We start from the raw sequence: 19,531 nt of genomic DNA, 5'->3' as shown, positions 1-19,531 counted from the left end.
TCACGCTCCGAACTATGTTGTCCCACCACATGTTTGCCTGACCTGCCGGTTTCTACGGTGTGCCGACACGTACACGTCCCCGCAACCGTCCGGAAGTGGCGCCCATGACCTCCGCAGCAACCGCTCCCCCACCTCCCGCCAGTCTCAAGCGCATCGTCGCCGCGTCCCTCATCGGCACCACCATCGAGTGGTACGACTTCTTCCTCTACGGTTCCGCCGCCGCGCTCGTCTTCAACAAGCTGTTCTTCCCGGGCTCCGACCCGCTCGTCGGCACTCTGCTGTCTTTTCTGACGTACGCCGTGGGCTTCGCGGCCCGGCCGGTCGGGGCGCTCGTCTTCGGGCACTACGGCGACCGGCTCGGGCGCAAGAAACTCCTGGTCCTGAGCCTGCTGTTGATGGGCGGGGCGACCTTCGCGATCGGGCTGCTGCCCACCCACGCGACCATCGGTACGGCGGCCCCCGTGCTGCTGACCGTGCTGCGCCTCGTACAGGGCTTCGCGCTGGGCGGGGAGTGGGGCGGCGCCGTCCTGCTGGTCTCGGAACACGGGGACGCGCGGCGGCGCGGGTTCTGGGCCTCGTGGCCGCAGACCGGGGCGCCCGCCGGGCAGTTGCTGGCGACGGGTGTGCTGTCACTGCTCACCGCCGTACTCTCCGACGCCGCCTTCACCTCCTGGGGCTGGCGCATTCCCTTCCTGTTGTCGGGCGTGCTCGTGATCGTCGGATTGTGGATTCGTCTCTCTGTCGATGAATCGCCGGTTTTCAAGGAGGCCCTGGCCCAGGCCGAGGCCCGCAAGGCGGCCCGGGGCGGAGCCGCCGAGAAGCTGCCGCTGGTGTCTGTGCTGCGGTACCACTGGCGGGACGTCCTGATCGCGATGGGCGCCCGCATGGCGGAGAACATCAGCTACTACGTGATCACCGCCTTCATCCTCGTGTACGCCACCACGTCGACCGGCCTGTCCAAACAGACCGCGCTGAACGCGGTGCTCATCGCGTCCGCGGTGCACTTCGCCGCGATCCCGGCCTGGGGCGCTCTGTCCGACCGGATCGGCCGACGGCCGGTGTATCTGCTGGGTGCCGCCGGCGTCGGCCTGTGGATGTTCCCGTTCTTCTCGCTCATCGACACCGGGAGCTTCGGGAACCTGGTCCTCGCCGTGACCGTGGGCCTGGTCCTGCACGGAGCCATGTACGCCCCGCAGGCCGCCTTCTTCTCGGAGATGTTCGCGACCCGCATGCGCTACTCCGGTGCCTCGATCGGCGCGCAGTTCTCCTCGGTCGCGGCGGGCGCGCCCGCGCCGCTCATCGCGACCGCGCTGCTGGCGGACTACGACAGCTCGACTCCGATCGCCCTGTACGTGATCGGGGCCGTGGTGCTGACACTGATAGCGGTCGGAGTGGCCAAGGAGACCCGGCACCGCGACCTCGCGGACGTCGACGCGCAGGGCGAGTCCGAGCCGCCCCACGGGCAGGCCTCGAAGGAGTCGGCTCACGCCGCGGACGCCCCTGCCGTCTGAGGCGGTGTGCGTCGGACCCGGCCCCCGTACGCCCCGTGCGTGCGGGGGTCAGTGCCGTCCCGAAGACGCCGTGGACGACAACCGGTGCAGGCGCAGGGCGAGTTGGATCTCCAGGACGCGGGCCGGGCTCTGCCACTCGGGACCGAGCAGCCGTCCCACTCTTTCCAGGCGCTGCGCGACCGTGTTGACGTGGACGTGCAGCTCGTCCTTGGTGCGCGCCGGGCTCGATCCGCACGCGAAGTACGCCTCGAGGGTGTGCAGGAGATCCGTGCCGCGCTTCGCGTCGTACGCCACGACCTGGCCGATGGTGCGTTCGACGAAGCCGGAGATGTCCCTGCTGCCGGCCAGCAGCAGTCCCAGGAACCCGAAGTCCTCGGCGGCGGCGCCGTCCCCGGTGCGGCCGAGGAGCCGCAACGCGTCGAGGCACCGCTGCACCTCGGCATAGGCCTCGGCGGCCCTCTCCGGATGGACGGCGAGGTCCCGGACGGGCGCGGAGGCGCCGACGGTGACCGCCTCGTGGACGGCGGTGCCCAGGTCCCTGGCCGCGCGGCGGGCCAGGTCCGTCGCGGTGTCGCCGGGACCCAGCGGCAGCAGCAGGACGGTGCCGCCGTCGCGTGCCGCGGCGAGTCCGTGCCGGGTCGCGGCCAGGTGGGACGCCGCGGACCACAGCCTTCGCCGGGCGGCGGCCTCCTGGTCGGCGTCCGCGGCCACGATGTCCAGGCGGGCGGCCAGCACCACGTGCAGGGCGTCGAGGTCCGCGTCGAGCCGGGCGGCGCGCTCGCGCAGCAGCCGCGGGTCACGGTCCCGGGCGTCGAGCAGGTCGTCCAGCAGCTCGCCGCGGACGCGCTGTTCGGCCTCGGCGGCCGAACGCCGGGCGAGCAGCAGGAGCGAGGTGACCATCGCGGCCCGCTCCAGGGTGCGCTGGTCGACGGGGTCGAGGCCCGGATGCCCGCGCAGCACCAGTGCGCCGAGCAGCTCGCCGCCGGCGGCGACCGCCGCGACCCAGTCGTCCCCATGGCGGACGGCGTGTCCTTCGGCTCGTGACACCTCCAGTGCGTCACCGGGCGCGGCCCCCGCGTCGGCGAAGCGCACGGTGCCGTCGAGGACCTGCGAGACCGCGGCTGAGACGTCGTGGACGCCGCCGCCCCGCAGGACCAGCTCGGCCAGCCGGTCGTGGACGTCCGAGGCACGCTCGATCACCCCGCTGCGGTCCCGGATGATCTCGTTGGCCCGCTCCAGGTCCGCCAGTGCCTCCCGGGTCTCGGTGAGCAGGTTCGCGGCGTCGATGGCGGCGGCCGCGAGGGCCGCGAACGAACCGAGCAGCGCGATCTCCTCCCGTTCGAAGACCCGCGCACGACGGTCGGCGGCGAAGAGCACGCCGATGACCTGCGGTCCGAGCGTCAGGGGCACGCCGAGGATCGCCACCAGTCCCTCGTCCCGCACACCCGCGTCGATCGTCAGGGTGTGCTGGAAGCGGTCGTCCCGGAAGTAGTCGTCGGTGACGTACGGGCGGGCCGTCTGGGCGACGAGCCCGCCGAGTCCTTCACCCATGCCCAGCCGCAGCTGCTGGAAGCGCGCCGCGACCGAACCCTCGGTGACCCGCATGTACGTGTCGCCCTTGGCCGGGTCGTTCAGGCTGAGGTACGCGATGTCCGTGCTCAGCAGTGAGCGGGCGCGCTGCACGATCGCCCGGAGCACGGCGTCGAGGTCGCGCAGCCCCGCCAGGTCGTGCGCCGTCTCGAAGAGCGCGGACAGCTCGGCCTCGCGTCTGCGGCGGCCCTCCATCTCGGAGCGCACGCGCAGGGCGAGCAGCTTGGCGTGCTCCAGAGCGGCGATACGGCCGGGCGCCAGGCCGTCCGCGCGGGCGAGCAGCACGGGCTGCTCATAGGCGTCGGCGGACGCGCCCCTGGCCAGCAGCTCCAGGAACGGCGCCTCCGCGCTCGCCTCGGAGCGCCCGGCCGACTGCAGATGATCGCGAGACATGTCCACCAGGATTACCCGTCGCACCGACAGCCTGACCAGCCCTGTGGACAACTCACGCTCAGTGCGCCGTCCAGCCGCCGTCGAGCACCAGGGAGGTGCCGGTGACGAAGGAGGCGGGCGGGCTGCACAGGTATGCCACGGCCTCGGCCACCTCTTCCGGTTCGATGAGGCGCTTGACGGCGCTGTCCTGCAGCAGGACCTCGGTCAGCACCCTCTCGCGCGGTATGCCGTGGGCGGCTGCCTGGTCGGCGAGCTGCTTCTCGACCAGTGGCGTGCGCACATAGGCCGGGTTCACACAGTTCGAGGTGACTCCGTGGGGAGCGCCCTCCAGGGCCGCTGTCTTGGAGAGACCCTCCAGCCCGTGTTTCGCCGCCACATAGGCCGACTTGAAAGCAGAGGCGCGGAGCCCATGGACGGAGGACACATTGACGATGCGGCCCCACCCCTGGCCGTACATGTGCGGCAACGCCCCGCGGATGAGCCGGAACGGGGCCTCCAGCATCACGGTCAGCACGGTGTGGAAGGTGTCGGGCGGGAACTCCTCGATGGGCCGGACGAGTTGCAGTCCGGCGTTGTTGACGAGGACGTCGGTGCCCGCCGCGGCGGACTCCGCCGCGTCCAGGTCGGTGAGGTCCAGGACGTGCGGCTCGACGGTGCCCGCGAGGCCACGGGCCTGTTCGACGAGTGTCTCCAGGCCCTCGGCCCGCCGGTCGACCGCCCGCACCTTCGCACCGGCCGCGGCGAGCCGCAGCGCGCACGCGCGGCCGATGCCGCCCGCGGCGCCGGTGACGAGGGCGGTACGGCCGCCGAGGTCGAGGGAGAGGGCGTGGGGGCCTGCGAGGACGCTGCGCGCGGTCATGGTCCGACCCTAGGGAGCGGCCCCGACCTGACCGATGTGGTCACCACACACAGTTCGCCCTCAGGTCATGGTCTCGAACCATGTGGGCTCGTCGGACAGTGCCTGCTTGATCCGGAAGAGGCCGTGCTCGTTCAGCTCCGGCAGGGCGTCCACGTCGAACCAGGCGACCTCCAGCGACTCGTCGTCGTTGACCCGGGCCTCACCGCCGACGGCACGGCACCGGATGGTGATGTCCATGAACTGGCACACGTCGCCGTTGGGGTAGGTCGTCGGCTTCAGCGCCTGTACGAGCACCACGCGCTCGGCGACGCACCGCACGCCCGTCTCCTCGTACACCTCCCGGACGGCGCAGACCGCGGGCTGCTCCCCCGGGTCCGACATCCCGGCGATGACCGCCCACTTGCCCGTGTCGGCTCGACGGCCGAGCAGCACTCTGCCCGCGTCGTCGAAGACGACGGCGGTGACGCCGGGAAGCCAGAGCAACTGCTGGCCCGCGGTGGCCCGGATCGTACGGATGAAGTCAGGGGTAGCCATGAACCGACCCTAACCGTCCTGTCCGGCCGCCTCGCCGTGTTCCGTGCTCACCCGTCCGGCGTACGGCTACTCGCCGCCGGCGCGTCGCCCGCGCACGGCTGACGAGACCGCCCAGCCGAGCCCGCCCGCGGCGATCAGCACCAACAGCATCTCGGGCGCGATCCCGACGCGCGTGGCCGGGGTCTCGGAGGACCGAAGCGGCACCTTCTGCACGAGCGAGTCCGCCACGAACATGCCGGTACGCTGCGTGATCCTCCCGTCCGGCATGATCACGGCGCTGACCCCGCTGGTCACCGGGACGGTGACGGTACGGCTGTGCTCGACGGCCCGGATGCGGGACATGGCGAGCTGCTGGTAGGTCATCTCGCTGCGGTCGAACGTGGCGTTGTTGCTCGGTACGGAGATCATCTGGGCGCCGTGCGTGACGGTGTCGCGCACGGCCCAGTCGAAGGCCGCCTCGTAGCAGGTCGCGAGGCCGACCTCGGTGCCCGCCATGGTGAACACGCCGGGCTTGCTGCCCCGGCTGAAGTCCTGGCGGACCATGGACGTCCAGTTGTCGTTGATGGCGCCGATGAGCGAGCGCATCGGGAGGTACTCGCCGAACGGCTGGACCTGCCGCTTGTCGTAGGTCGCGCCGGGACCCTTCGCCGGGTCCCACAGGATCTGCTCGTTGTAGAGCTTGCCGTTCTTCTCCACGACGCCGCCGACGGAGATGGGAGCGCCGATCGCACGGGCCGCCTTGTCGATCACGGCGTAGGCGTCGGGATTGCGGAACGGATCGATGTCGGAGGAGTTCTCGGGCCACAGCACGAAGTCGGGCCGGGCGACCTCGCCCGCCTTGACGCGCGCGGCGAGGCGCTCAGTCTCGCGCGCGTGGTGATCGAGGACGGCGCGCCGCTGTGAGTTGAAGTCGAGCCCCGCGCGCGGCACGTTGCCCTGGATGACGGCGACGGTCGCGGTGCCGTCCTCGGCCCGGTCGCTGACCAGGGGACGCGCGGCGAAGGCGCCCAGCACCGGGAGGACGAAGCTGAGCAGGGCCACTGCGGCGGCCCCACGGCGTACGACACGGGTGCGCCGCGTTTCGAGGCCCAGCCGGACGGTTTCGTACAGGCCGAAGCCGCACAGGACGACCGCGAACCCGAGCACGGGTGTGCCGCCCACGGCCGCGAGCGGCAGGAAGACCCCGTCCGCCTGGCCGAAGGCGATCTTGCCCCAGGGGAAGCCGCCGAACGGCGCACGCGCGCGTGCCGCCTCACCGGCGATCCACAGGGCGGCCGCCCACACCGGCCAGCCGGGCAGTTTCGACACGGCCGCGATCCCGGCGCCCACGAGGGCGACGTACACCGCCTCGATGACGACGAGCGCCAGCCACGGTCCGGGCCCGACCTCTACACCGGTCCACACGAGCAGCGGCAGCAGGAAACCGAGGCCGAAGAGGTAACCGAGACCGAGGGCCGCCTTCCAGGTGCGGCCGCGCAGACACCAGCCGAGGACCGCGAAGGCCGGCAACGCCAGCCACCACAGGGTGCGCGGCGGAAAACTGACGTACAGCAGCACCCCGGAGAGTGCCGCGGCGGCGGCCGGAACGAGCCGTCGCGCCGACCGGACCATGCGGGAAACGGGCCGGGCCTGCGGTTCGAGCTGTTCCGGCTCGTCTACGGAGGTAGCTGTGACGGTCACTCCGGGAGTGTACGGCGCGTGACCGAGGCGCCGACAGCGCGGCCCTCGGCCCCCGGGCGACCGCACCCCCACACCTGCCGCATCGTTTCTGCCCAACTCGTCCACAAAGCGGCGCATCACCCGTTACGGTGTGCCGGAGCCTCTGGCGTACGGGCCGTTTCCGGCCGGACGGTCGGGGTCCGTCACAGGTCGGGGGGCGTCGGGGTGGGATCCACTGGGATGGCTTCGACGGCCGGTCCGGCGTCGGCACACGAGAGACGCAGCGCGTCGGACGCGACGGGTGTCGTCGTGCTCGGCGCCTGCGCCGCCTGGTCCCTGATCGCCGCCGCGGCACACGGCGGGCGGCCCGAGGGGGTCCTGCTCGCGGTGCTCGCCGTGGCCGCCGGTTACGCCTCGGGACGGATCTGCGGCGAACTGATGCCGGTCGCCGCACCCTGCGCGGGTGCTTTCGCCGGACTCGGTCTTGCGGTGGCCGCCCCGCACATCGGTCCGGGCCCGCATGTGACCTCTCCGCTGGGACAGACCGGCGCGACCGCGGCGCTGCTGACCCTCTCGGCGGGCGCCGCGTGCTGCGCGGCCTGGGCGGCCCGCCCGCCGGGGCTGCGGATCGGGCTGCGGCTGCTGGCCGCGGGTATCGCGGTCGCCGCGGCCCTGCTGGGTTCGACGGCGGGATTCGTGGCCTGCCTGGGAGTGCTGCTCTGCTCGCTCGCCGCCGACCGGATGCGCCGCCGTGCCGTGGGTCTTGGCGGTCTCGCGCTCGCCGTGCTCCTGGTCACCGGGGCCACCTGGGCGACAGCACAGGACGCGCTGCCGGACGGCCTGACCGTGTCCCTGGAGGGACAGCTCACCCAGCACCGGGTGCTGCTGTGGCACGACGCGCTCGACATGGCGGGCCGTGAACCGGGGCTGGGCGTCGGCCCCGGACGCTTCGCGGAGCTCAGCCCGACCGTCGCGCAGTCGCTGCTGCCCGACGGAAGACCCCACTCGGCTCCGCTCCAGCAGGCCGCCGAGCAGGGTGTTCCGGGCCTCGTCCTGCTCGCCGCGGTGTTCTGCTGGATCCTGTACGCGCTGTGGAGGTCGCCGCGCCCCACCCCGGTCGTCCTCACGGCGGGCGCGGCGCTGACGGCACTGGCCGCGATCGCCACGGTCGGCAACGCCTTGAGCTTCACTACGGTCACGGCGGGCGCGGGTCTGCTCGCGGGCCTGGCCACCGCGCGTCCCGTGACGAACGAGTCGGCTCAGGAGGCGGCGGGCGGACCCGCCCGGAACAACCCGCTGGAGCGATGAAGCCGGCCGCGGTCCCGTGCCGCCGAAGTCCCTGAACGCCGGATGCCCACCGGGACGAAGGTCAGAGAGTGCGGCCTGTCGCGGCGGCCCTCAGCCGCCCACGGATCACCCGTACCGCCGCTTCGGCGTTGTCCACCGTGATCGTGAACGTGTGGCCGTCGCCCAGTCGGAGCACCAGACCCTCGCCTCGGCGGACGACCACGGCGGTCCCCTGGTCGGGCCGCCAGCGATATCCCCAGCCGCCCCACTGCCGTGGTGTGACCCGGGGCGCGAAGTCGGCGCCGGTGATGTGCGACAGCGGGATCCGGCGACGCGGGACGCCCATGTGGCCGCAGCGCACCTCCAGGCATTCCTTGTCGACCTTCACGGCCACATGGACGAACGCGAGCGTGCCGAACAGCACCAGCAGCCCTGCGGCGATGCAGCCGACCACAGACATGACAAGGGGGGCGATGCCCGACGTCCAGGTCGAGTCGACGGCCAGCTCGATACCCAGTGCCAGGCAGGCGGCACCGCCGCTCGCGAGCAGCCACTGCACACGGTTGGAGGCACGGCCGTGCCAGACATCGGGATGCGGGGCGTCGGCAGCGCCCGGTTCGCCGTGGGGGTGGTCCCTCATGCCATAGAGCGTACTCATGTTCCGCAGAGCGGGCACCGGGTCGCGGACCGTAACTGCTCCGGCCGGACGCGCGGCGTCCACCGCGCCCCCGGCGCTCAGCGCGCGGGAGTGACCGCCTGCAGCAGCCTGCCCTCTTCGTACGTCAGCGCGGTCGCGGGCAGTACGCCCTCCCGTCCGCCGAGCAGCACCGTCAAAGTGCCCCGGGCGGGCGCCTCCGGGGCCGGGGCCTGCCCGGTCCTGCGCAGTGCCTGGGCGGCCACGGCGCCGGCGGAGCCGTGCAGGACGAGCGGCGCCGAACCGTTTCCCCGTACGGCCGCGCGGATGCGCTCGGCGACCAGTTCGTAGTGGGTGCAACCCAGGACGACGGCCTTCACGTCGTCGGGGGTACGCGCCGCGGCCGCGGCGATCGCGGCGTCGACAGCCGCCTCGTCGGCGTGCTCGACGGCGTCCGCCAGCCCCGGGCAGGGCACCTCGGTGACGGTCACACCTGCGGCGAACTCGCGGATGAGTCCACGCTGGTAGGGGCTGCCGGTGGTGGCGGGAGTGGCCCAGATCGCGACTGGTCCGCCGCCCGCAGCGGCCGGCTTGATCGCCGGGACCGTGCCGATGACCGGCACCCCGGGCTCCAGACGGGCACGCAGCGCGGGCAGCGCGTGCACGGAGGCGGTGTTGCAGGCAACGATCAGGGCGTCGGGCCGGTGAGCGGCGGCCGCCTCCGCGACGGCGAGGGCGCGCGCGGTCACGTCCTGCGGAGTGCGGGGCCCCCACGGCATGCTGCCGGGGTCGGAGGAGAGAACGAGCTCCGCGTCGGGGCGCAGCCGACGTACCACGGCGGCCGCCGCGAGCAGTCCGATTCCGGAGTCCATGAGCGCGATCTTCACCCGGTCACCATAGTGGATGGGCCTCGACGGGCCGCCGTGGTGGGGCAGACTTCAGCGGGTGAGCGCCCTCGTGTGGACCGCTGTCGGATCGCTGGCCGCCTGGCTGTGGCTGCTGCTCGGCCAGGGCTTCTTCTGGCGAACGGACGTCCGGCTGCCGCCGCGCCGGGATCCGGAGAGCTGGCCGTCCGTGTGCGTCGTCGTGCCGGCCCGCGACGAGGCCGCCGTCCTGCCCGACAGCCTGCCCTCGCTCCTCGCCCAGGAGTATCCGGGGCGGGCGGAGATCTTCCTCGTCGACGACGGCAGTTCCGACGGGACCGGGGAGCTGGCCCGTGAGCTGGGGCGGCGGTACGGCGGACTGCCACTGACCGTCGGCTCGCCCGGGGAGCCGCCCGCGGGCTGGACCGGGAAGCTCTGGGCGGTGCGGCACGGCATCGCCCTCGCACGGGCGCGTGACCCCGAGTACCTGCTGCTGACGGACGCGGACATCGCCCATGCGCCGGACAGTCTGCGCGAGTTGGTCGCCTCGGCCGGCACCGGGGGCTACGACCTGGTGTCCCAGATGGCCCGGCTGCGCGTGGAGAGTTTCTGGGAGCGGCTCGTGGTGCCCGCGTTCGTGTACTTCTTCGCGCAGCTGTACCCGTTCCGGTGGATCGCCGTGAGGGGGTCGCGGACCACGGCCGCGGCGGGCGGCTGCGTCCTGCTGCGGACCGCCGCCGCCGAGCGGGCCCGGATCCCGGACTCCATCCGGCAGTCCGTCATCGACGACGTGGCACTGGCGAGGGCGGTGAAGGGCTCCGGCGGGCGCATCTGGCTGGGGCTCGCCGAACACGTCGACAGTGTGCGCCCCTATCCGCGGCTGCACGACCTGTGGCGGATGGTCTCGCGCAGCGCGTACGCCCAGCTGCGGCACAACCCGCTGGTCCTGGCCGGCACGGTGGCCGGTCTCGCTCTCGTGTACCTGGTGCCCCCGGTGGCCCTCGCCGCGGGGCTCGTGTCGGGCGATCGCCCGGCGGCGGTGGCCGCCGGGCTGGCGTGGCTGCTGATGACGGCGACCTACCTGCCGATGCTCCGCCACTACCGGCAGCCGCTCCTGCTCGCGCCGCTGCTGCCGGTCACCGCCCTGCTGTACCTCTTCATGACGGTGGATTCCGCGGTGCAGCACTACAGGGGGCGCGGTGCGGCCTGGAAGGGCCGCACCTACGCCCGCCCCGACGCGGCGCCCGAACAGCCGTGAGCGGAGGCGTCCGGCCTGCTCACTTCCTGCCCGGGGTCCAGTTCATGCCCCACCCGTAGGTGTAGTCCACGGTGCGCTGCGGGCTCACTCCCCGCTCGGGGACGAGGAAGCGGGCCTCGCGCTGCACGACGAGGTCGTTGCCGGTGTTCGTGATGAGGGCGAGCGCACACACCGTCGACGGCACGGTGCACTCGCCGAGGGAGAAGTCGACGGGGGCGCCGTGCAGCGGCTGGAGGGTCACCGTGGCGTCCAGGTCGGCGAAGGAACGCGCCCCTTCGTAGATGGTCACGAAGATGAGGATGCGGCGGAAGTCCCGGGTGTGGTCGAGGTTGACGCTGAGGTTCTCGCCGGTCGACGACGCGCCGGTGCGGTCGTCGCCGTCGAGGTGGATGAACGGGGGCTGGTGCAGCGCCCCGAAGGCGTTGCCCAGGGCCTGGACGACGCCCTTGCTTCCGTCGGTGAGCTCGTAGAGGGCGCAGAGGTCGAGGTCGAGGTCCGCGTGCATGGCGATCGCCCTGCCCAGCTTGGCCTGCCATCCCGAGAACTGCTTGCGCACCTGCCAGTTGAGGTTCACGCGCATCACGCCGGAGGTGCCGCCCTGCTTGGTCAGCGAGACGGACGGGGCGTCCTTCGTGAGCGTGACCTTGGTCAGGCGCACGGGGGTCGCGGGCGGTGCGGGGGGCGCAGGCGGCGCCGTGACCGGCGGAGCGACCGTGACCGGTGGGGCCACCGGGGCGGGAGGTGGCGCCACGGGAGTGGGCGGTGCCGCCTGCTGGGGCTCGTCGACGCTGATCCCGAAGTCCGTGGCCAGCCCTGCGAGGCCGCTGCCGTAGCCCTGTCCGACGGCACGGAACTTCCACGCGCCCTGTCGGCGGTAGAACTCCCCGAGCACGAACGCGGTCTCGACGCTCGCGCCCTCACTGTCGAAGCGCGCGATCTCCGTGCCCTGCTGTGCGTCCAGGACCCGGATGTAGAGCCCCGGGATCTGTCCGAACGTGCCGCCGTCCGACGAGGCGGCGAGCACCACCGTCTCGATGGCGGGCTCCACGCGCGCGAGGTCGACGAGCAGCGTGTCGTTCACCTGGCCGCCCGCGTCCCGCTTGCCCTCGTGGCGCACCGCGCCGGACGAGTGCGCCGGTTGGTTGTAGAACACGAAGTCCGTGTCGGAGCGGACCTTCCCGGAGGCCAGCAGCAGCGCCGAGGCGTCCGCGTCGGGTACTCCGGGACCGGCCCGCCAGCCCAGTTCGACACGGAGTCCGGTCGTCGGCACTGGAACATTCGATCCTTTAGGCATTGACATGTCCGCCCCCATCGGGTGTCGCCGCGAAGACCGCGCCTCGTTACGTTCAGTCGTCCTGCGACAACCTAATCCCCCGAGCGGCGCAGGCCCATGACCGGGCCCGGGGAGATCGTCGGTGAACCCGCGGGTAACCCACCCGGAACTCGGCTTTTACACGATCTGGGTGCCGACCGCCGTCCCTTTTCACCAAGTTCGCTCGTATTGGGGGTCCCGCGTCACTGCCGACACGGAAAACAACCCTCTTATCGGTCTCCCCAACCAGCACATCGTGGGCTTAACTTATGTGCCATGACCTCCCCCCGCTCCACCTATGGCGGCGGTTACTACTCCGCCTCCTTCCCGGACACTCCGATCTACGACTCCCTCGTGGCCGAGCGGGGAACCCCGCAGATCGCCCCGATCCGGGTCCCCGCGGCGTACGACACGGGCGGCAACCTCCCCGCCCTTCCGTCGGCGCTGCCCGCCCTGCCTGCCGGACCTTCGCAGCAGAACCCCTCGTACGGCTACCCGCAGGCGCAGCAGCCCGCGCCGCTGCAGCAGGCCGCCGCGCCCTACATTCCGCAGCAGGGCGGTGCGCCGCGCGGCTACCCGGGCCAACAGGCCCCTCAGCCGCAGCGCCCCATGGCGGGAGGAACGGGCTACGAGGCGATGCGTCCCGCGGCTCCGCGTCCCGCTCCGGCGCCGTACCAGGACCCGTACAACAACCAGCAGTACCGCGGCTACTGAGCGTGATGCGGCGGAGGTCGTCCGTGCCCTGCGGCAGGATGACCTCATGTCGAAGCCGGCACTGCACTCGATTCACGTCTATCCGCTGAAGGCGGCCGCGGGGCACTCTCCGCGCGAGGCCGTCGTGGAGCCGTGGGGTCTGGCGGGCGACCGGCGCTGGGTGCTGACCGACGAGAAGAACCGGGCCGTCACCCAACGCCAGCGACCGCGCATGGCATTGGTCCGCGCCGATCCGCTGGCCGGCGGCGCGGTCCTGCTGTCCGCGCCCGGCCGTGAGCCACTGACCGTCCCCGTGCCCGGGCCGGGCCGCACGACGACCGTGGAGATCTGGAACGACAAGGTGGAGGGGGTCCCCGCCGGAGCCGCGGCGGACGCCTGGTTCAGCGACTGCCTCGGCATCACCGTGCGGCTCGTGCATCTCGACGACCCGGCCACCCGCAGGCCTGTCGACCCCCGGTTCGCGCGGCCTGGCGAGACCGTCAGCTTCGCGGACGGCTACCCCCTGCTGCTCACCGCGCTCGCCTCGCTCGACGCCCTGAACTCGCTGATCGCGCAGGGCGACCGGCCCGGCGAGGGCCCGCTCCCGATGAACCGCTTCCGGCCGAACGTGGTGGTCGGGGGCACCGCCCCGTGGGCCGAGGACGGCTGGACCCGGATCGCCGTCGGGGAGGTCGTCTTCCGCGTCGCCAAGATGTGCGGGCGCTGCGTCGTGACCACCACCGACCAGACGACCGCCGAGCGGGGCAGGGAGCCGCTGCGCACCCTCGCACGCCACCGCCGTTTCGGCGACAAGCTGGTCTTCGGGCAGAATCTCGTACCGGAGTCCCCCGGCTCGGTCCGGGTGGGCGACCCGGTGAGGATCCTCGAACAGGGCCCTCCGCCGGGGAACACCGACGCCGGGCACGGCCGTTGAGCTTGTGTGAGAAGTTCATGAGAGGCCGGTACGAGAGGTGATGTCGCTCTCTCTTGCCCGTCCCCGCGCGTGGGCGGCTCCGGTCGGGGTTATCACGGACGCGGAAGGGGGTGCGCATCGGTGCGGGCCATCAGAGGACTCTGGCGCTGGCGGCACAACCCGCTGCGGCGTACGACCGATCTCGCCGAGGCGTGGGTGGCGCTGGGAGCGCTGCTGCTGATCCTCGTCGCCGCGCCCCTGGTGGGTCTCCTGGTCGGCGGGCTCGCGGAGGACGCCCTGCAGCAGTCCGTGCGGGAGCAGCGCCAGGACCGGCATCCCGTGGTCGCGACCGTCGTCAGGAAGGCGGACCTCACGCCGTTCGACCCCGACCCCGAGACGTCCACCGGACGGGACTCGCACAGCCGGGTGATCGCCGACTGGACGGCACCGGACGGCACCGCGCGGCACGGCTCGGTGATGGCGGCCCTGGAATCCCCGCGGCGCGGCGACCACTTCACGGTGTGGACGGACGAGCACGGCCGGATCGTGGGACGGCCACTGGACACCGCGACCGCGGCGACGCACGCCGTTCTGGCCGGATTCGGCACGGCCGCCGCCTTCGCGGGCATCATCGAGGGCTCACGGCGCCTGGTGGTGTGGCGCATGGTGCGGCGCAGGTACGACCGCTGGGACCAGGCCTGGTCCCAGGCCGGCCCGGACTGGGGCAGGACGGGCACGGGCAGCTGACGGCCTCTCCGCTCCGGTCAACCGCGCGGCTCCGCGCACGCTACGGTGGACCGGCCGAGGTGTTCGGCACCGTCGTGAAAGGCTGTTCCTCGTTTCCCGTGAGCCGAGTTGACGCGGCCGGGTACCGGGAACACGGCTTCTCAGGACCCGCGTACGACAAGGTGGGGGCACAGCAGCGCCATGGCACAGGGCACGGTCCAGGTGACGCACACCGGCACGTCGCGGTGGCGGCGCCGCACAGGTGAGTACGCATCGCTCGCCGCCGCCCTGGAGGCCGCGGCCGACGGGGACGTCCTCACTGTCGCTGCCGGGACCTACCGGGAGAACCTCGTGGTCGAGCGGGCGGTGACGCTGCGCGGTCCCGAGGGCTCGGCCGGTTCCGTACGCATCGCGCCCGTCGACGGGGTACCGCTGACCGTGCGCGCCTCCGCCGTGGTCCAGGACCTGCTCGTGGAGGGCCAGGACTCGGCCGCCCCCGCGCTCCTCGTCGAGGAGGGCACGCCGGAGCTCATGGACATACGGATCGTCACGCGGTCCGCGGCCGGCATCGAGGTGCGCGGCGGCGCGCGGCCGACGGTGCGGCGGTGCACGGTGGACAATCCGGCGGGCGTCGGCATCTCCGTACTCGACGGCGGGGGCGGGGTGTTCGAGGAGTGCGAGGTCGTGGCGGCGGGCCAGTCGGGCGTCTCGGTGCGCGGCGGTGCCCATCCGCGTCTGGAGCGCTGCCGGGTGCACCACACCTCCGGTGCGGGCCTGTCGGTGACCGGCGAGCAGTCCGCGCTCGAAGCGGTGGGCTGCGAGGTGTACGAGGTCAGGGGCAGCGGTGTACAGCTCTCCGCGCGGGCCACGGCGCACCTCACGGACTGCGATGTGCACCGGACGACCGCGGACGGCGTCACGCTCGACACGGACGCCGTGCTGACCCTCGCCGACTGCCGCATCCACGACATCCCGGAGAACGCGGTCGACCTGCGTTCCCGCTCGGTCCTGACCATGACCCGTTCCACGGTGCGTCAGTTCGGGCGCAACGGCCTGTCGGTCTGGGATCCCGGCACCCGCGTGGACGCCAACCAGTGCGAGATCCACGACAGTACGGGCGACTACCCCGCGGTGTGGGTCAGCGACGGCGCGACGGTCGTACTCGAATCCTGCCGGGTGCACGATGTGCCGGACGCCCTGTTCGTGCTCGACCGCGGCTCGCGCGCGGATGTCGTCGACAGCGACATCTCGCAGGTCCGCAACACGGCCGTGTCGGTGAGCGACGGCGCCACCGCGCAGCTGGACGACTGCCGGATCCGGGACGCGGCGACGGGCGCCTGGTTCCGCGACCACGGCAGCGGCGGAACGCTGTCGGGCTGCACGGTCGACGGCACGCAGACGGGTGTGATCGTCACCAAGGGCGCCGACCCCACCATCGAGCGGTGCACCGTCACCTCGCCCGCGGAGGCGGGCTTCTACGTGTCGGCCGGCGGCCGGGGCAGTTTCCACGGCTGCCGGGTCACCGACAGCGGCGGATACGGCTTCCATGTGCTCGACGGCTGCCGTACGACGCTGAAGAAGTGCCGCACGGAGCGGTGCGCGCGCGGTGGTTACGAGTTCGCCGACGCCGGTGGCGACCAGTCGTCCGGCACCGGGCCCCTGGTCGAGGACTGCACGAGCGACGAGAGCGCCCAGGTACGGCCCGCGGCACGGGAGACCGCCGTCCAGACCGCCGGCCGGTCCACCGGTCTGCTGGGGGTGGTCCCGGACCAGCGCCTCGCCGAACAGGTGCCGCCGGCCGCCCCGTCCGAGCCGGAGGAGCCCTCCCGTACCTCGCAGGCTGTGCTCGGTGAACTGGACGCGCTGGTGGGCCTCGACAGCGTCAAGCGCGAGGTGCGGGCACTCACCGACATGATCGAGGTGGGCCGCCGCCGCCAGCAGGCGGGCCTCAAGGCCGCCTCCGCCCGGCGCCACCTCGTCTTCACCGGCTCCCCCGGCACCGGCAAGACCACGGTGGCCCGCCTGTACGGCGAGATCCTGGCCTCGCTCGGTGTCCTGGAGAAGGGGCATCTCGTCGAGGTGTCCCGCGTCGACCTGGTCGGCGAGCACATCGGCTCCACGGCCATCCGCACGCAGGAGGCGTTCGACAAGGCGCGCGGTGGTGTCCTGTTCATCGACGAGGCGTACGCGCTGTCGCCGGAGGACTCGGGTCGCGACTTCGGCCGCGAGGCGATCGACACACTCGTGAAGCTCATGGAGGACCACCGGGAAGCGGTGGTGGTGATCGTCGCGGGTTACACGGCCGAGATGGATCGCTTCCTGGCGGTCAACCCCGGTGTGGCGTCCCGCTTCTCACGGACCATCACCTTCGGTGACTACGGCTCCGAGGAACTGCTGAGGATCGTGGAGCAGCAGGCGGAGGAGCACGAGTACCGGCTGGCTCCGGGCGCGGACGAGGCGCTGCTCCGGTACTTCACGGCGATCCCGAAGGGGCCCGCGTTCGGCAACGGCCGCACCGCGCGGCAGACCTTCGAGTCGATGGTGGAGCGGCACGCGGGGCGGGTCGCCCAACTCGCCGAGCCGAGCACGGACGACCTCACCCTGCTGTACGCGGAGGATCTGCCGGAGCTCCCCTGAGCCGTATGCCGACGTCGGTTCTCCCCCGGGACCTAGGTCGGCGTCGGTTCCGGCCGGGCCTGACGCGGTTCTTCCGGCTCACCGCACGGGCGGGGCACCGGGACGTCCGGCCTGAGCCGGGCGAGCAGCTTCTCCCGCTCCTGGGCGAACGCGGGATCCGCCTGGTAGTCGGAGTGCCCGAGGATCGGTGCGGGCAGCGGATGCTCCTCGGTACGGCCGTACGCGAGCGGGTCCTCCAGGGCCTCGCGGTCGACCTGGGGACCGCAGTCGCCCGGGAGCCGGACGGGGCCGCCGATGGGGTCGGTGGCCCGGTACAGGTTGCGCCAGCAGTCGACCTCCCGGTGCAGGCTGCTGAGCGCGGCAGGCCCGAAGTGGGCAGGGAACCAGCGCCCGTAGAGCCGCTCCAGCGGTGAACCGTAGGTCAGCAGGGCGACCCGCCTGCGCACCGAGGGCTTGAGCTGCCACGCCGCGGCGGCCGCGAGCACGCTGCCCTGGGAGTGGCCGGAGAGGACGAGCCTGCCGCCGGTGGCGCGGGTCCAGCCGGCGATGCGCCAGGTCAGGTCGGGTACGGCGCGCTCGGCGTAGCAGGGGGGCGCGAAGGGGTGTGCCGCGCGCGGCCAGAACGTACCGACGTCCCACAGGATGCCGATGGTCCGACGGGCGGTCTGGTCCTTGTAGGCGCGGCGGCCCCAGGTGACGAACAGTATGAAGCCGACGCCGATCAGCCAGGAGCCGAGCGCCTGCGCGGTCTCGGCAGCGCCCCGCACGACGGCGTACGTGCCGTGCGCCGCCCTGGCCGGGGTCTCGCCGGTGGCCATGGCGCCGACGACTGCCAGGGCGCCCAGGAGCAGCGTCACGACGGAGGTGACGCCGATGATGCGGGGCGCCCGGTCCGTGAGGGAGGCCATGGCGCGTGTACCGGCGATGCGCCGGGTGCGGACGAAGTCCTTGGGCTCGCTCCGGTAGGCGTGTTCCACCGCGGTCGTCTCGGCGCGGCGCAGGAGCACGGTACGCCGGGCCAGCCAGCCCGCGAGGCCGAGCAGGACGAGCAGCAGCGGCGGGATGACGGACGCCTGCCAGGTCAGCAGCACGGGCGGTCCCTCGATGGTTCCGCCGGTGCCGTCCAGCCAGTCGGCGACGCGCTGGGCCACCCCGCCGGACATCACACCGCCGAGGGCGCAGGCCAGCATCGCGACGGCGGGCCCGGCGAGGCCCCGCATCGCGGCGCGGGGGTCCGGGTGGGCGCGGTGCAGGACATGGGCCACGACGCCGAGCGCGATCACGAGCAGGCACTCGAGCAGCGCGATGGCGCCGAAGACGGCGTCGCCGGACAGCCGGTGGTCCGACCGCCAGCCGGGGCGCGACCAGCCGGCGTAGAGCAGGGCGAGTACGAGCAGGGCGACCGAGCCGGCGGGCAGCAGCCGCACCAGGGCCGCGTCGAGGTGCCGGTCGACGCGGTGCTCGCTGCGGCCGCGGCGGCAGACCACCCACAGCACGACGACCGCCCCCACGACGAAGGTCGCCTCCAGGATCCGTCCGAGCGCTTCGAGTGCGGCCGGTCCGCCGGTGTCGCGGTCGTGACGGGCGGCGGCGGTGCCGACCGCCGCGGCGACCGTCAGCAGCCCTGCGGCTGTGTGCGCGACACGCAGCCGGGCGACCAGCCGGCGTCCGTACCAGAAGCCGGGTCGGCCGAGCCCGGCCCGGCTCCCCTCCTCCTCCGGCTCCCTCTCGCGTGGCATCGGCTGCTGGGACTCGTACGCGCTCCAGGTGCGGTGCGAGAGGTACCAGAGGAGGCCGGTGAGGGCCGCGGGCACCAGTGAGGCGAGGGCGAGACGGCGGCCGGGCTGGCTCCACCAGCTGTCGTCCGACACCGCCGGGGAGAGGAAGCCGAGCCAGGAGTGTTCCTCGGCGCACGCGCGCGTGCCCGCACACTGCCATGCGGCCAGGTCGAGGGCGACCTCGCAGGCCGCGGCGACCAGGAGCACGGTGAGGGTCAGGGCGGCGAGGCGGACGAGCAGGCCGTAGAGCCGTACCGTCCGCCTGCGGTTGTCGCTCACCGTGGGCCGCATCCAGTGGGCGAGGTTGACCACCATGAACGGCAGGAGCAGCAGCCACAGCGCGCGGGAGCCGTTGCCGGAGGTGAGATTGCACCAGACGTACGCCTCCGGGACCGGTTCGGCCCGGTGCTCCTCGGGCCGGTCAGCGGCCTTCTTCTCGGCCTCGACGTCGTCCGCGCGCCGGAAGACCGCGGCCGTGTCGTCGCCGGTGATCCGGACGGTGCGCGGATCGTTGAGCATCTCCTGGGGCGTCGTGCCGCCGACGCCGTGGACCAGGAGTTCGAGTGCGGTGTCGGTCGTCGGCCGCCGCCCGTGATCGTTCGTCTCGTTCGTCGGGGCATGCCCCTGCAGACGCTCCACTGTGGTGTCCCCCGTGATGCCCGTACGGCATGTGTCATGTCCAGGCACAAGGGTCCCGCCTTCCGGCCCCTTCGCGCACCACTCGTCACGGAATCTCCCCGATCCGTGTGACGGTCCGGACGCGGGACGGCAGCGTGACGTGTGCGCGTCGCCACAGGCAGTGGCGCCACCTGCGGCGACCCGTGCGAGGATGGGGCGTCCTGTGGACCGGAGGTGAGGGGAATGTCCTTGTCGGAGGGGGTTCG

Annotated in this window: 15 protein-coding genes; 7 read left to right on the top strand and 8 right to left on the bottom strand. The window is 72.7% G+C overall.

Features of this window, described 5'->3' with window-relative positions; all coding sequences use genetic code 11:
- Positions 1-104 precede the first annotated feature (104 nt).
- Positions 105-1,511, top strand: coding sequence for an MFS transporter (locus tag KUF83_RS26295; protein WP_217457405.1), 1,407 nt, complete (start codon positions 105-107; stop codon positions 1,509-1,511).
- Between the two features lie 48 nt (positions 1,512-1,559).
- Here KUF83_RS26295 and KUF83_RS26290 read toward each other — a convergent pair whose 3' ends face one another.
- From KUF83_RS26290 to lnt, 4 genes are all read right to left on the bottom strand, one after another.
- Positions 1,560-3,494, bottom strand: coding sequence for a GAF domain-containing protein (locus KUF83_RS26290; RefSeq protein ID WP_217457404.1), 1,935 nt, complete (start codon positions 3,492-3,494; stop codon positions 1,560-1,562).
- Between the two features lie 58 nt (positions 3,495-3,552).
- Positions 3,553-4,353, bottom strand: coding sequence for a 3-hydroxybutyrate dehydrogenase (locus KUF83_RS26285; protein ID WP_217457403.1), 801 nt, complete (start codon positions 4,351-4,353; stop codon positions 3,553-3,555).
- A gap of 60 nt (positions 4,354-4,413) precedes the next feature.
- Positions 4,414-4,887 (bottom strand): NUDIX domain-containing protein, encoded by a 474-nt coding sequence (locus tag KUF83_RS26280; RefSeq protein ID WP_217457402.1) that lies wholly within the window; start codon positions 4,885-4,887, stop codon positions 4,414-4,416.
- 66 nt (positions 4,888-4,953) lie between these two features.
- Positions 4,954-6,567 carry an apolipoprotein N-acyltransferase gene (lnt, locus tag KUF83_RS26275; RefSeq protein WP_217457401.1) on the bottom strand — a complete coding sequence of 538 codons (1,614 nt, stop codon included), beginning with the start codon at positions 6,565-6,567 and terminating at the stop codon, positions 4,954-4,956.
- Positions 6,568-6,786: 219 nt separating this feature from the next.
- On the opposite strand from lnt, the gene KUF83_RS26270 reads away from it, so the two are divergent.
- Positions 6,787-7,854, top strand: coding sequence for an O-antigen ligase (locus KUF83_RS26270; protein WP_217457400.1), 1,068 nt, complete (start codon positions 6,787-6,789; stop codon positions 7,852-7,854).
- Positions 7,855-7,915: 61 nt separating this feature from the next.
- Here the strand turns inward: KUF83_RS26270 and KUF83_RS26265 are convergent, their stop codons facing one another.
- On the bottom strand, positions 7,916-8,473 hold the full coding sequence (locus KUF83_RS26265; protein WP_217457399.1) for a hypothetical protein: 558 nt from the start codon (positions 8,471-8,473) through the stop codon (positions 7,916-7,918).
- A gap of 95 nt (positions 8,474-8,568) precedes the next feature.
- The gene (locus tag KUF83_RS26260) at positions 8,569-9,354 is read right to left on the bottom strand and encodes a glutamate racemase (RefSeq protein ID WP_217457398.1); all 786 of its coding nucleotides are present in this window, start codon (positions 9,352-9,354) and stop codon (positions 8,569-8,571) included.
- A 58-nt stretch (positions 9,355-9,412) separates the two neighbouring features.
- On the opposite strand from KUF83_RS26260, the gene KUF83_RS26255 reads away from it, so the two are divergent.
- The gene (locus KUF83_RS26255; RefSeq protein ID WP_217457397.1) at positions 9,413-10,588 is read left to right on the top strand and encodes a glycosyltransferase; all 1,176 of its coding nucleotides are present in this window, start codon (positions 9,413-9,415) and stop codon (positions 10,586-10,588) included.
- A gap of 19 nt (positions 10,589-10,607) precedes the next feature.
- Here the strand turns inward: KUF83_RS26255 and KUF83_RS26250 are convergent, their stop codons facing one another.
- Complete coding sequence (locus KUF83_RS26250; RefSeq protein WP_217457396.1) at positions 10,608-11,900, bottom strand: TerD family protein; 1,293 nt, start codon at positions 11,898-11,900, stop codon at positions 10,608-10,610.
- A gap of 276 nt (positions 11,901-12,176) precedes the next feature.
- Between KUF83_RS26250 and KUF83_RS26245 the strand changes: the two genes are divergently transcribed.
- From KUF83_RS26245 to KUF83_RS26230, 4 genes are all read left to right on the top strand, one after another.
- Positions 12,177-12,614 (top strand): DUF6643 family protein, encoded by a 438-nt coding sequence (locus KUF83_RS26245; RefSeq protein ID WP_217457395.1) that lies wholly within the window; start codon positions 12,177-12,179, stop codon positions 12,612-12,614.
- A gap of 46 nt (positions 12,615-12,660) precedes the next feature.
- A complete protein-coding gene (locus KUF83_RS26240; protein WP_217457394.1) occupies positions 12,661-13,527 on the top strand; it encodes an MOSC domain-containing protein in 867 nt (288 codons plus the stop codon).
- A 120-nt stretch (positions 13,528-13,647) separates the two neighbouring features.
- On the top strand, positions 13,648-14,253 hold the full coding sequence (locus KUF83_RS26235; RefSeq protein ID WP_217457393.1) for a hypothetical protein: 606 nt from the start codon (positions 13,648-13,650) through the stop codon (positions 14,251-14,253).
- Positions 14,254-14,433: 180 nt separating this feature from the next.
- Positions 14,434-16,869: a right-handed parallel beta-helix repeat-containing protein gene (locus KUF83_RS26230; protein WP_217457392.1), complete on the top strand. Its 2,436-nt coding sequence runs from the start codon at positions 14,434-14,436 to the stop codon at positions 16,867-16,869.
- Positions 16,870-16,901: 32 nt separating this feature from the next.
- Here the strand turns inward: KUF83_RS26230 and KUF83_RS26225 are convergent, their stop codons facing one another.
- Positions 16,902-19,286 carry a hypothetical protein gene (locus KUF83_RS26225; RefSeq protein ID WP_374106165.1) on the bottom strand — a complete coding sequence of 795 codons (2,385 nt, stop codon included), beginning with the start codon at positions 19,284-19,286 and terminating at the stop codon, positions 16,902-16,904.
- Positions 19,287-19,531: the final 245 nt, after the last annotated feature.

Source organism: Streptomyces sp. BV286 (assembly GCF_019090165.1).
Classification (GTDB): domain Bacteria; phylum Actinomycetota; class Actinomycetes; order Streptomycetales; family Streptomycetaceae; genus Streptomyces.
This window is presented reverse-complemented; position numbering and strand designations above follow the sequence as displayed.